The sequence below is a fragment of the Paragemmobacter amnigenus genome, from assembly GCF_009908265.2.
Lineage (GTDB): Bacteria > Pseudomonadota > Alphaproteobacteria > Rhodobacterales > Rhodobacteraceae > Paragemmobacter > Paragemmobacter amnigenus.
The window spans coordinates 1-12,053 of the sequence record NZ_JAAATX020000004.1; the positions used below are offsets into that span (position 1 = coordinate 1).

Below are 12,053 nucleotides of genomic sequence, written 5' to 3' on the forward strand. Positions count from 1 at the left end.
GCGAGGGGGCGGGCGGCGCGCGGCCTGCGGCGGGCAAGCCGCGCGGACCTGCGCCGACACGGCCCACGGGGGGCAAGCCCGGCCCGCGCCGCCCCACGGGAAAGGGCTGACGGTGCCACCGCCACTTCCCCGACCCCAGACCTTCGGCTATGATCGGCCATGACTGTGACAGATGGGTAAAGGGTGGCACATGGCGGGCGAAGGTCTTCAGACCCTGTCCTATTTCGTCCTGATCGCACTGATCCTCTATACCGCGACCAGCGGGGTGCAGTGACATGGCCCAACGCTTTGGCGGCAAATACAGCCCCGATCCGGCGCGCAAGGACGGGGCCGACACCCCTGCCCCGCCCGCCACGCAGCCCTTTGACGCGCGCCGCCCGCGGCGGGCGGGGGCGCGGACCAATTTCCTGTTCATCGCGGCGCTCTCGATGCTGGCCCCTGCCTTTCTGGGGGGCGAGGCGGCCTTGCTGCCGGGGCTTGGCGCGACTGCGCTGCTCCTCTCTGCCGCATGGCTGACGCGCGAGGGGATGCGGGCGCATCAGGACTATGACGACCGCCGCATCGCGCGCCGTCCGGCCATCCCGCGCAAGATCTTTGCCGCGGTCCTGACGGGGGCGGGGCTGGCGCTGGCCGCGACGATCGGGATGGAGGGGCTGATCCCCGCAGGTGTCGGGCTGGCGGGGGCGGTGCTGCATCTGGTGGCCTTTGGCCCCGATCCGCTGCGCGACAAGGGCGCGGCGGGGATGGACGATTTCCAGACCGACCGCGTGGCCCGCGCCGTGGACGAGGCGGAAAAGGTGCTGGTCGAGATGCGCGATGCCATCCAGCGCGCAGGCGACCGCGCGCTGGAGGCGCGGGTGGACCGCTTTGCCGACACGGCCCGCGCGCTCTTCCGCACGGTGGAGGGCGACCCGCGCGACCTGACGGCGGCGCGCAAGTACCTGTCGGTCTATCTGCAGGGCGCGCGCGATGCGACGGTGAAGTTCGCAGACCTCTACCGCCAGAACCGCGACGCCAAGGCGCGGGGGGATTACGAGGCGCTGCTGGCCGACCTTGAAACCACCTTCGCCACGCGGACGCAGAACCTGCTGGGCGGCAGCAGGACCGATCTTGACGTGGAAATCTCGGTCCTGCGCGAAAGGTTGCAGCAGGAGCGGTAGGTCACCGCCCCTGCGTGAAGGCGAAGATGGCGCCCGCGACGACCAGCGCGAGGATCACCGCGAAGGCGATCTTCCACGCGCTCCACGGCCGTTCGCCCTGCACCTTGCCGGTCTGGCCGTTCACGACGAAGCGATAGCTTTTTCCGTTGTATTTATAGGCCGCCATCCAGACCGGCAGCAGGATGTGCTTGAAGGTCTCGCCGCTCCAATCCGTGTCGATGTGGTCGATGCGCTGTTCGTCGCCGCCGATATCCTGCCGCACGTCGTCGCGGATCGCATCCGCCATCACCTCGCGCGCCATGCCGTGGCCGTCGGCCAGCGGGACGGTGTAACCTTCGGCGATGAAACCCGCCAGCCAGTCGTCACGCCACGGTTGCAGTTGCGACAGGTCCCATGGCTGCAAGCCGTCGGTGTAGTTGCGCGGCAGGCTGGTCGAGGCGAGGATGACGACGTCGTCAAAGCGGCGGCTGACCCAGCCCGAGCGCGCGGACCAGCGGGTGCGGCGGACCTGCTCGGTCTCGGTCCGGCCATTGCGGGTGACGGTGCGGGTTTCGTAATAATGGTCCCCCCGCGCACCGGCGTAATGCGACCGCGTGGCGGCGTCGAAGGTCCAGAAGGGCACATAGATGCCGGTCAGGGCGCGGCCCTTGCGGGCATAGTCCTGCAGGCCGTTCGGGGCGAACCACAGGCTGCCCAGCCAATTCGTCATCGCCTCGCGCGCCTGCGATTCGTTCAGCACGAAGGGCAGCACGGCCTGCGGCTTGATCCGGCGCTCTTCGCCCGTGCCGATGGCGACGGGGGTGGCGCAGAAGGGGCATTCGGTGGCATGGGTCGCGCCGTGGAATTCCACCTGCGCCCCGCAGGACGGACAGGGGGTGATCCGCACCTCTTCCATCTGCGCGGCGGGCAGGTCGTCGGCCAGACCGCGGTCAAGGTCGATCTCGTTCAGCGCGCGGGTGCGGGCCTTGGGCGCGTCGGGGATCGCCTGCCGCGCGCCGCAATGGTCGCAGACCAGTTCCGTCGCGCCCGGTTCATAGCGGAGATCGGCCCCGCAGGCGTTGCAGGGCCAGTTCCGGCGTTCGTCCAGCATGGATCAGACCCCCGGTGGAGGCGGCGGCGGCATGTCGGCGAAGAGGCGGGCAAGTTCCGTCTCGGCCGCGGGTTTCCAGCCGTCCATTCCGGCCGCCCAGACATGGGTCGTCCGTTTCAGCGCGCCTGAGGCGACGAGGCCAGGCAGGTCGCTCTCGGCAAAGGGGCCCTTGGTCGCGCCGTTCTCGGCCAGATGCCATGCCTTGCCCGCAGGCGGCGGTGGCGGTGGCGGGGCAGCACCGGCGCTGCCAGCGCCCCCCCATGGCCCCCCCTGCGTCATGTTCTGGGCCATGGCCATGCCCATGGCCGCGCCCATGCCGGCGGTCATGGCATCGCCCGCCGATCCGGGTTTGCCCATCGCCTCGGCCGCGGAGAATTGCATGTATTTGTTCAGATCGCCCGCGATCCCGACCGAGGTGCGCTTGTCCAGCGCCTTTTCCACCTCTTCGGGCAGCGAGATGTTCTCGATGTAGAATTCCGGCAGGGTCAGGCCATAGGCATCGACCAGCGGCGCGATGGCGCCCGTTACCAGACGGCCCAGATCGGCGGTGTTGGCGGCCATGTCCAGCACGGGGATGCCCGCCCCCGCGATGACGCGGCTGAATTCCTGCACGATGATGTTGCGGACCTGGTTGCTGACCTCGTCCGCGGTGAATTCGCCGTCGGTGCCGACGATTTCTTTCATGAACTTTGCCGGATCGCCCACGCGCAGCGCATAGGTGCCGAAGGCGCGGATGCGGACGGGGCCGAATTCCGGATCGCGGCACATGATGGGGTTCTTGGTCCCCCATTTCTGGTCGTTGAAGCGCGTGGTCGAGACGAAATAGACCTCGGCCTTGAAGGGCGAGTTGAAGCCGTGATCCCAGTGCTGCAGCGTGGTCATCACCGGCATGTTGTTGGTCTCGAGCATGTAGAGACCGGGGCCGAAGACATCGGCAAGCTGCCCTTCGTGGATGAAGACCGCCGCCTGCCCCTCGCGCACGGTCAGCTTGGCGCCGTATTTGATCGCGTTGCCGCGCCGTTCAAAGCGCCAGACCATCGTGTCGCGCGTGTCATCGGTCCAGTCGATGACATCGATGAATTCGCCCTTGAGAAAATCGAAGACCATACCACCCGTTCCTTCCACCCGAAGCCGCCGGAGCGGCGTCTTTATCCTTCTCCGCCCGTAAGCCGCGCTGCAAGCGATTCCACGATGGGGCGGGCCTGCGTTTCGTCCATGCCGGGGCGCAGGGCCGGATTGTAGAGCATCTTCAGCATCAGCTCGTCCTGCCGCGTGAGCAGGGCGAATTCCTCGTCATCGTTGAAGATCGAGGGGCGGGCCGAGGGGCTGTCATTGGCCAGACCGAGCCCTTGGGCGATTTCCTCGTGCAGGCAGGACAGGCGCAGAAGGTCGGGGTGTTCGGACCGGATCACCGCGAAGGCGCGGGTATAGGTGGCGCCGTTGCCCGAAGACATGGCGTAGACGAGGCAATAGGTCGATCGCGGCATGTCGGTGATGGCGGCGACTTCCGACTCCGACAGTCCCGGCAGGGCCGCGCGGATCTGCGGGCCCAGCGCGCGGCGTTCATCCTCGGACACGATCTGGATGAAGAAGTTGGGGGCGTTGTCATCCAGCGCGATGGGATGGCCCGTCACCCGCGACAGGCGTTGCAGGAAGGACGCCACGCGCGCCGTATCCGCCGCGCGCCGGTCGGGCGGGGTCGAGGCGCCAAAACGCAGGCCGACGCGGACCGGTGCCTCCCATTTGCGGATGCGGCTTTGCGTCATGCGCTGGACGGGGCCGCCTGCGGTGCGGGCATATTCGTCATAGAGCGCGATGCGGATGAAGTTCTCGGCCAGCATCCGGTCGGTGAAGGGGGTATCCGGCCCGCCGCCATCGGTCCGCAACAGCCCCTGCGACAGAAGCTGCGCCTGCACCCGCGCGTAATGCGCCCGCGCGGCGGCCGAAGCGGGGCTGACGGTCTGCGGCACGGGGGCCGCCACATCGACCGGCCGCTGCGCCGGTGCGACCGGAGCGGGGCCGAGCGCAGGGGTGCAGCCCGTCAGGATCGCCAGTGCCAGCCCCGCCAGAAGGCGGGACGGGCGGTGCGGGGCAAGGGACTGTGCGGTGGGGAGGGGCAGGATATTCAGGACAGGTCCTCAGGTCGGGGGGGCGGCGGAAGGCTGCGGGCGGGCGCGGGCGGCGGCAAGGCTGTCGCGCAGGTCGCCTTCCAGTTTCTGCAGTTCGGTCTCGGCGGCGGCACGGCGGGCCTTGCCCTCGTCCGCGATCCGCAGGCTGTCCTCGATCGTGGCGATGAGGGTTTCATTGGCGGCGCGGACGGATTCGATGTCAAACACCCCGCGCTCCATCTCCTCGCGCACGATGCTGTTGGCCTCGCGCAGATTGTCGGCATTGGATTTGAGAAGCTCGTTGGTCAAATCGTTCGCCTCGCGCACGGCCTCGGCCGCATCCTTGCTGCGCTGGATCGTCACCGCCTGCGCCAGTTGGGTTTCCCACAAGGGCACCGTGTTGACCAGAGTGGAGTTAATCTTGGTCACCAAACTCTTGTCATTTTCCTGCACAAGCCGGATCGAGGGCAGGGATTGCATCGTCACCTGCCGCGTCAGGCGCAGGTCGTGCACGCGCCGTTCCAGATCGTCGCGCGCCGCGCGCAGGTCGCGCAGGGACTGGGCGATGCGGACCTTGTCTTCCTCGGGGGCAGCATTCATCTCGGCCTCGCGCGCGGGGATGAGAGTCTTGTCCGCCTCTTCCAGCTTGGCCACGCCTGCGGCGATGTAGACCGCTAGCTCGTCATAGAATTTCAGCGTCCGGTCATAGAGCATGTCCAGCGCGCGGATGTCCTTGAGCAGGGTATGTTCGTGTTGCAGCAGGTTTTCGGTGATCTTGTCGATCTGGCCCTGCACCTCTTCATAGCGGGCGACGAATTTGGCGATGGGCGCGGCCTGCCCCGTCAGCTTGTCCCACCAGCTGCGCTCGCGGGTGAGGTCGAGTTCCTCGGAGGAGAAACCGCGCAGGGTGGTGACGATCTCGCGCAGGGCGTCGCCGGCGGGGCCGACATCCTTGTTCTTCACGCCCGCAAGCATGTCCTGCGAGATGGTCTGCAACTCGGCCTGCGCGCCCGATCCGAAGGAGATGATGGACTGCGTGTTGGTCAGGTCGATCTCGGCCATGCGCTGGCGGATCTCGGCGGCGCGGTCGGGGGCCGCTTCGGCCAGAGGAACCACCGCCTCGGCGGGGACGGGCAGCAGTGCGGCGCTGAGCGCCTCGACCTCGGACAGGGCCTGTGCGGCGGCTTCGCGGACGGATTCGGACATGGCAAACGGCACTCCGGTTCTGGCGGCGGGATGCCGCGCGGGCTGGGTGGAACTGGGCATATGGGGATGGCCCCCGTGCCGCGCCAGCCTGCGACAGACCGGCGGGATTTTCCAGAGCGGTTTTAAACCACAAGGCGAGAAATGCGGGGCGCGGCGCGGGTGCTTGACATGCCCACCGCCCCGCCGCATGACGCGGCCAGCCATGCCAAGGGGGCCAGAATGACCGACCTTTCCCGCATCCTGTCCGAGGCCCGCATTCCGGAACTGCCGAACCCCTATTTCGGCAAGGTCCGCGACTGCTATGACCTGCCCGACGGCACGCGCATCCTGATCAGCTCGGACCGCATCTCGGCCTTCGACCGCATCCTTGCCGCGATCCCGTTCAAGGGGCAGGTCCTGACCCAGACCGCGCGGTTCTGGTTCGACCACACCGCCGACATCTGCGCCAACCATGTGATCGCCTATCCCGACCCCAACGTGGTGATCGGCAAGCGGCTGACCATCCTGCCGGTCGAGATCGTGGTGCGCGGCTATCTGGCGGGGACGACGGGGACATCCATCCTGACGCTGTACAAGCAGGGCATCCGGACGATGTACGGCCATACCCTGCCCGACGGGTTGCGCGACAATCAGGCCCTGCCCGCGCCGATCATCACGCCCACCTCCAAGGCCTTTGACGGCGGCCATGACGAGCCGCTGACGGCAGAGGAGATCGTGGCGCAGGGGCTGCTGACCCAAAGACAATGGGACGAGGTGTCGGCCAAGGCGCTGGCGCTGTTCGCGCGGGGGCAGAAGATGGCGGCGGAACGCGGGCTGATCCTTGTCGATACGAAATACGAATTCGGCACGGACGCGGCGGGCAACATCCTGCTGGCGGACGAAATCCACACCCCCGATTCCTCGCGCTACTGGATCGCGTCGGGCTATGACGAGGCGTTCCGCACCGGCGGCCGCCCGCCGAGTTTCGACAAGGATGTGATCCGGTCATGGGTCGTGGCGCGCTGCGATCCCTATGCCGACCCGATCCCCGAGATTCCCGCCGACATGATCCGCCATACCGCCCAGGTCTATATCGACGCCTACGAGGCGATCACGGGCCAGACCTTCGTGCCCGACACCAGCGGGGCCAGCCCGCTGGAGCGGGTGCGGGCCAATCTGGCACCGTGGTTCACCGCCTGACTGTTTGCGCTAACATGGCGCGATCCGCTATGGTCCGCGCCGATGTGAATGGAGGCCCCGATGATTCTGTCCTGTGGCGAAGCCCTGATCGACATGCTGCCGCGCACCGCCACCACGGGCGAAGCGGCCTTTGCCCCCTATGCGGGGGGTGCGGTGTTCAACACGGCCATCGCCCTTGGCCGTCTGGGCGCGCCTTCGGCCTTTTTCTCGGGCATCTCGACCGACATGCTGGGCCAGATCCTGACCGAAACGCTGGAGGCGTCGAAGGTCGACACCCGCTTCTGCGCGCGGTCGGACCGGCCCACCACCGTGGCCTTCGTCAAGCTGGTGGACGGTCAGGCCACCTATGCCTTCTATGACGAGAACACGGCGGGGCGCCTGCTGTCGCAGGACCAGATGCCGGACCTGCCCGCCAATGTGTCCACCCTGTTCTTCGGCGGCATCTCCCTGGTGAACGACCCCGCCGCCGGTACCTACGAGGCGCTTCAGGCGCGCGAGGCGGCGACGCGGGTGACGATGATCGACCCCAACATCCGCCCCGGCTTCATCGCCGGGAAAGAGGCGCAGTATCGCGCGCGGATCGAGCGGATGATCGCGCGGGCCGATGTCGTGAAGCTGTCGGACGAGGATCTGCACTGGCTGATGGGCGCGGGCGACGTGTCCACGCTGGCGCGGGCGGTGCTGGCCAAGGGGCCGAAGGTCGTCTTCGTCACCGAAGGGGCCGAAGGGGCGCGCGCCATCACCGCGACGCAGAACCGCTTTGTCCCCGCCACGCGGGTGACGGTGGCCGATACCGTGGGTGCGGGCGACACCTTCAACGCGGGCGCGCTGGCCGCGCTGCACGAGGCGGGGGTGCTGACCAAGCGGGGCATCGCCGCGCTGGCGGATGACGTGCTGGATGCCGCCCTGACCCTTGGCACCCGTGCGGCGGCGGTCACGGTCAGCCGCGCCGGCGCCAACCCACCGTGGAGGGACGAGCTGTGAGGGCCGTCCTGCAACGGGTCAGCCGCGCCTCGGTCACGGTCGACGGGGTGGTGACGGGGGAAATCGGGCAGGGCCTGATGATCCTTATCTGCGCGATGGAGGGCGACACCGACGCCAAGGCGGACCAGTTGGCCGCCAAGATCGCCAAGATGCGGATCTTCAAGGACGATCAGGGCAAGATGAACCTGTCGCTGCGCGATGTGGGCGGGGCGGCGCTGATCGTGTCGCAATTCACCTTGGCCGCCGACCTGCGCGGCAACCGCCCCGGCTTTTCCACCGCCGCCAAGCCGGACGAGGGCAAGCGGCTGTACGAATACTTCACCGCGCGGATGCAGGCCGAGGGCGTGCCGACCGCCAACGGCATCTTCGGGGCCGACATGGATGTCAGCCTGAACAATGACGGCCCCGTGACGATCTGGATGGATGTCTGACGCGCGCGCCCGTCGGGCGCGCGCCGGGTGCGGTCAGTCTGTCCATTCCCACGGGCGGGTGAAGCCGCCCAGCAGGGCCGCCACCTTCGCCTCGTCCACCGGCGCGGTGCGGACGAGGCGGGCCACCAGACCGCGCTTCTTGTCCTCCACCACCTCGGCCACATGGGCGCCGATGCCGGCCTCGGCAAGTGCCGCATCATAGACGCGGGTGATCGCCATGCGGCGCAGGTCCGGCTTGAACACCTTGCCCACCGCGGTTTTCGGCAGTTCGGGCAGGATCTCGATATGCTTGGGCTGGGCGGCGCGTTCGTGGATATGGGTCTGGGCATAGGCCATCAGGTCGTCCACCCCCACCTCCTTGCCCTTGACCAGTTCGACATAGGCGCAGGGCAACTCGCCCGAATGGGCGTCGGGCTGGCCGATGGCGCCGACGAAGGCTACGGCCTCGTGCCTCATCAGCCCTTCCTCGATCACGGCGGGGTCGATGTTGTGACCGCCGCGGATGATCAGGTCCTTGGCGCGGCCGGTGATATACAGGTAGCCGTCCGCGTCGATCCGGCCCAGATCGCCCGTGCGCAGGAAGCGGCCCTCGGCAAAGAGGTCGTGGTTCTTGTCCACTTCGGTATAGGTCGACCCTTCGAAGACGCCGGGATTGGCGACGCAGATCTCGCCCACCTCATCCGTGGCGCATTCGCGGAACGTCTCGCCCGTCTTTTGCAGGATGCGCACATGGGTATGCGGGAAGGGCAGGCCGACCGAGCCGATCTTCTTGGTCCCCCCCGGCGGGTTGACCGACACGAGGCAGGTGCATTCCGTCAGGCCGTAGCCTTCGACGATCTCGACCCCCGTCGCCTTGAAGAAGCGGTTGTAGAGTTCGACGGGCAGAGGGGCGGAGCCGGAAAAGGCGTTCTTCAGGGTGGAGATGTCGGCGTCGATGGGCCGCTGCATCAGGGCGGCAAGGGCCGTGGGCACCGTGATCAGATAGGTGCATCGCCAGCGTTCGATCAGCTTCCACAGGTTGTCGAATACCCCTTCCCCGCGATAGCCCGCAGGGGTGGGAAAGACCACATGCGCGCCGGAGGCGATCATGGACATCAGGATCGGATAGGCCGCAAAGACGTGGAACAGCGGCAGCGGGCACATGACCGTGTCGGTTTCCCGAAACAGCAGGCGATGCCCCAGCCAGCCGTTATAGACCATCCCCGACAGCTTGTGCTGCGCGACCTTGGGCATCCCCGTGGTGCCGCCGGTGTGGAAATAGGCGGCGACGCGGTCCTCCTTGTGGTCCTCGAAGGTCAGGCGGTCGGCAGGGTGTTTCGCCAGCTCTGCGGTGAAGTTCAACACGTTGGCCGTGTGGCTGACGGGGTTCTTCGGGCGCACCAGCGGCACGATCCAGGATTTGGGCGGCGAGAGGTAGCGCGCAAGGTCCACCTCCAGAACCGTCTTGACCGAAGGCGCGTGCTTGACCGCCTCGGCCACCTTCTGGGGCACGTCGGTCTTGGGAAAGGCCTTCAGCGTGACGACGACCTTCGCCTTCGTCTCGCGCAGGATGGCGCTGATCTGTTCGGGTTCCAGCAGGGGGTTGATCGGGTTGACGATCCCCGCCACCGCACCGCCCAGCAGGGTGACGGCCGTTTCAAGGCTGTTGGGCAGGACATAGGCGACGACGTCCTTTTCCCCGACGCCAAGGCTGCGGAACAGGTTTGCCGCCTGCGTCACCTGCGCGTGCAGGGCGTTCCAGGTCAGCGTTTCGGACTTGGTCGCGGGCCCCGACAGGATCTGGTAGCTGATCGCGGGGCGCGTGCCATGCGCGGTCTTCGCGCGGGTCAGGAATTCGTGCATCGTGCGGGCGGCACCGCGCGCCTCCCACGGCATTTCGGATTCGATCGCCTTCACATCCGCAAGATTTGCGAATTCACCCATGTCATTCCTCCCCTTGGCGGCCCCCTTGTTCCTCCCGGGGACTTTCAAGCGAATGTGATGGCTCGGGCCGCGCCCTGCAACCCTGCAAGGCAGGCGAAACGCAACGTCAGACGGATCAGGCCTGCCCGTCGGTGAATTGCAGCCGCGCCAGACGGGCGTAAAGCCCGCCTTCGGCCACCAGCGCCTCATGCGTGCCGGTCGCGACGATGCGGCCACCGTCGAAGACGACGATGCGGTCGGCGCGTTTGACCGTGGCCAGACGGTGCGCCACGACAAGGACGGTCCGCCCTTCGGCCAGACTTTCCACCGCCGCCTGCACCGCGCGTTCGGATTCCGCATCCAGCGCCGAGGTCGCCTCGTCCAGAAGCAGCACGCGGGCATCGCGCAGGATGGCGCGGGCGATGGCGATGCGCTGCTTCTGCCCGCCCGACAGCATCACGCCGCGTTCGCCCAGCCACGAATCGTACCCCTGCGGCAGCGCGGTCAGGAAGTCATGCGCGGCGGCGGCGCGGGCGGCGGCCTCCACCTCGGCATCGGTGGCGTCGGGGCGGCCGAAGCGGATGTTTTCCCGCGCAGAGGCGGCGAAGATCACGGGGTCTTGCGGCACCATGGCGATGGCGCGGCGGAAATCGGCGCGGGCCATGTCGCGCAGGTCGATCCCGTCGAAACGCACCACCCCCGCCTGCGGGTCGTAGAACCGCATCAGGAGTTGCAGGATCGTCGTCTTGCCCGCCCCCGACGGCCCCACCAGCGCCACCGTTTCCCCCGGCGAGACGCGCAGGGAAACACCGTTCAGCGCCGAAACCTCGGGCCGCGCGGGATAGCGGAAGGTCACGTCGTCGAAGACGATCTCGCCCCGCACGGGGCGCGGCAGCGCGCGGGGCGTGGCGGGATCGGCCACCGTATCCTCGGCGTTCAAGAGTTCGACCAGCCGTTCGGTCGCGCCCGCCGCGCGCTGCACCTCGCCCCAGATTTCCGACAGGGCACCCACGGCGCCCGCCACCATCACCGCATAGATGACGAATTGCACCAGTTCGCCCGCGCTCATCACGCCGGCGCGCACGTCGCGCGCACCGATCCAGAGGACGCCCACGATGCCGGTGAAGGTCAGGAAGATGACGATGACGGTCATCAGCGCCCGCACCCGCGTGCGGATGCGCGCGACGTCAAAGGATTTCTCGGTCACCTCGGCAAAGGCGGCGCGGGTCAAACCTTCATGCGTGAAGGCCTGCACGGTCTGGACCGAGGACAGCGCCTCGGAGGCCGAACCGGAGGAATTGGCGATCCAGTCCTGCGCCTCGCGGCTGAGACCGCGCAGGCGGCGGCCGAGGATCACGATGGGCACCACCACCGCAGGCACGATCAAAAGGACCAGCCCCGTCAGCTTGGCCGAGGTCAGCATCAGCAGGACCAGCCCGCCCAGCAGCATCAGCACGTTGCGCAGCGCGACCGAGATGGACGATCCGATCAGCGACAGGATCAGCGTGGTGTCGGTGGTGATGCGGCTCAGCACCTCGCCCGTCAGCAGGCGCTCGAAGAAGGCGGGGCTCATGCCCATCACGCGGTCGAACACCGCGCGGCGGATATCGGCCACGACCCGTTCGCCCAGCTTGGTGACGAAGTAGTAGCGGATGCCCGTCCCGATCGCCAACAGGGCGGCGATCAGCAGGGCCGCGCCGAAATACTGGTCGAGGATGGCCACATCCTGATTGAACCCGTCCACCACGCGCCGCACGGCGAGGGGCAGAAGCAGGCTCATCCCCGCCGTCACCACAAGCGCGCCCAGCGCCAGACCGGTCATCGCCCGATAGGGCCGCAGGAAGGGTGCCAACCCCCTGAGCGCGCCCACCCGTTTCGACGCCGCGCGATCCAATGCCTTGTCGTCTCTGGCCATCATGCATCCCCGTTCCGCGTTCAGGGGTTTAGGCAAGTCACCCGCAGGCGGCAAGGGCGCGTTGGATGCGTACCCCCC

10 protein-coding genes are annotated in these 12,053 nt (G+C 67.8%); 4 read left to right on the forward strand and 6 right to left on the reverse strand.

Annotated elements, in window-relative coordinates; translation table 11 throughout:
* Positions 1-275 precede the first annotated feature (275 nt).
* A complete protein-coding gene (locus GU927_RS06075) occupies positions 276-1,160 on the forward strand; it encodes a 5-bromo-4-chloroindolyl phosphate hydrolysis family protein (protein WP_161761469.1) in 885 nt (294 codons plus the stop codon).
* A gap of 1 nt (position 1,161) precedes the next feature.
* Here GU927_RS06075 and GU927_RS06080 read toward each other — a convergent pair whose 3' ends face one another.
* From GU927_RS06080 to GU927_RS06095, 4 genes are read right to left on the reverse strand one after another with little or no spacing between them, the layout of a single operon-like run.
* Entirely contained in the window at positions 1,162-2,247 is a 1,086-nt protein-coding gene (locus GU927_RS06080; protein ID WP_161761765.1) for a primosomal protein N' (replication factor Y) - superfamily II helicase, read from the reverse strand.
* Positions 2,248-2,253: 6 nt separating this feature from the next.
* Positions 2,254-3,357, reverse strand: a complete 1,104-nt coding sequence (locus GU927_RS06085) for an SPFH domain-containing protein (RefSeq protein ID WP_161761470.1) — start codon at positions 3,355-3,357, stop codon at positions 2,254-2,256.
* Positions 3,358-3,398: 41 nt separating this feature from the next.
* The gene (locus GU927_RS06090; RefSeq protein WP_232843709.1) at positions 3,399-4,370 is read right to left on the reverse strand and encodes a DUF2927 domain-containing protein; all 972 of its coding nucleotides are present in this window, start codon (positions 4,368-4,370) and stop codon (positions 3,399-3,401) included.
* A gap of 18 nt (positions 4,371-4,388) precedes the next feature.
* Positions 4,389-5,564 carry a toxic anion resistance protein gene (locus tag GU927_RS06095; RefSeq protein WP_161761471.1) on the reverse strand — a complete coding sequence of 392 codons (1,176 nt, stop codon included), beginning with the start codon at positions 5,562-5,564 and terminating at the stop codon, positions 4,389-4,391.
* 219 nt (positions 5,565-5,783) lie between these two features.
* Here GU927_RS06095 and GU927_RS06100 point away from each other — a divergent pair, with 219 nt between their 5' ends.
* From GU927_RS06100 to dtd, 3 genes are read left to right on the forward strand one after another with little or no spacing between them, the layout of a single operon-like run.
* Entirely contained in the window at positions 5,784-6,743 is a 960-nt protein-coding gene (locus tag GU927_RS06100) for a phosphoribosylaminoimidazolesuccinocarboxamide synthase (RefSeq protein WP_161761472.1), read from the forward strand.
* A 60-nt stretch (positions 6,744-6,803) separates the two neighbouring features.
* On the forward strand, positions 6,804-7,727 hold the full coding sequence (locus GU927_RS06105) for a carbohydrate kinase family protein (protein ID WP_161761473.1): 924 nt from the start codon (positions 6,804-6,806) through the stop codon (positions 7,725-7,727).
* Positions 7,724-8,158, forward strand: a complete 435-nt coding sequence (gene dtd, locus GU927_RS06110; RefSeq protein ID WP_161761474.1) for a D-aminoacyl-tRNA deacylase — start codon at positions 7,724-7,726, stop codon at positions 8,156-8,158. Before GU927_RS06105 ends, dtd begins: the two co-directional genes overlap by 4 nt.
* Positions 8,159-8,191: 33 nt before the next feature.
* On the opposite strand, the gene GU927_RS06115 is transcribed toward dtd, so the two are convergent.
* Positions 8,192-10,081, reverse strand: a complete 1,890-nt coding sequence (locus GU927_RS06115; protein WP_161761475.1) for an acyl-CoA synthetase — start codon at positions 10,079-10,081, stop codon at positions 8,192-8,194.
* 115 nt (positions 10,082-10,196) lie between these two features.
* Positions 10,197-11,975: an ABC transporter transmembrane domain-containing protein gene (locus tag GU927_RS06120; RefSeq protein WP_217765548.1), complete on the reverse strand. Its 1,779-nt coding sequence runs from the start codon at positions 11,973-11,975 to the stop codon at positions 10,197-10,199.
* Between the last annotated feature and the right edge of the window lie 78 nt (positions 11,976-12,053).

Excerpts from the sequence above, each read along its gene's own strand:
- GU927_RS06105 (WP_161761473.1), top strand. The coding sequence starts at position 6,804 with ATGATTCTGTCCTGTGGCGAAGCCCTGATCGACATGCTGCCGCGCACC.
- GU927_RS06095 (WP_161761471.1), bottom strand. The coding sequence starts at position 5,564 with ATGTCCGAATCCGTCCGCGAAGCCGCCGCACAGGCCCTGTCCGAGGTC.
- GU927_RS06075 (WP_161761469.1), top strand. The coding sequence starts at position 276 with ATGGCCCAACGCTTTGGCGGCAAATACAGCCCCGATCCGGCGCGCAAG.
- GU927_RS06085 (WP_161761470.1), bottom strand. The coding sequence starts at position 3,357 with ATGGTCTTCGATTTTCTCAAGGGCGAATTCATCGATGTCATCGACTGG.
- GU927_RS06115 (WP_161761475.1), bottom strand. The coding sequence starts at position 10,081 with ATGGGTGAATTCGCAAATCTTGCGGATGTGAAGGCGATCGAATCCGAA.
- GU927_RS06120 (WP_217765548.1), bottom strand. The coding sequence starts at position 11,975 with ATGGCCAGAGACGACAAGGCATTGGATCGCGCGGCGTCGAAACGGGTG.
- GU927_RS06100 (WP_161761472.1), top strand. The coding sequence starts at position 5,784 with ATGACCGACCTTTCCCGCATCCTGTCCGAGGCCCGCATTCCGGAACTG.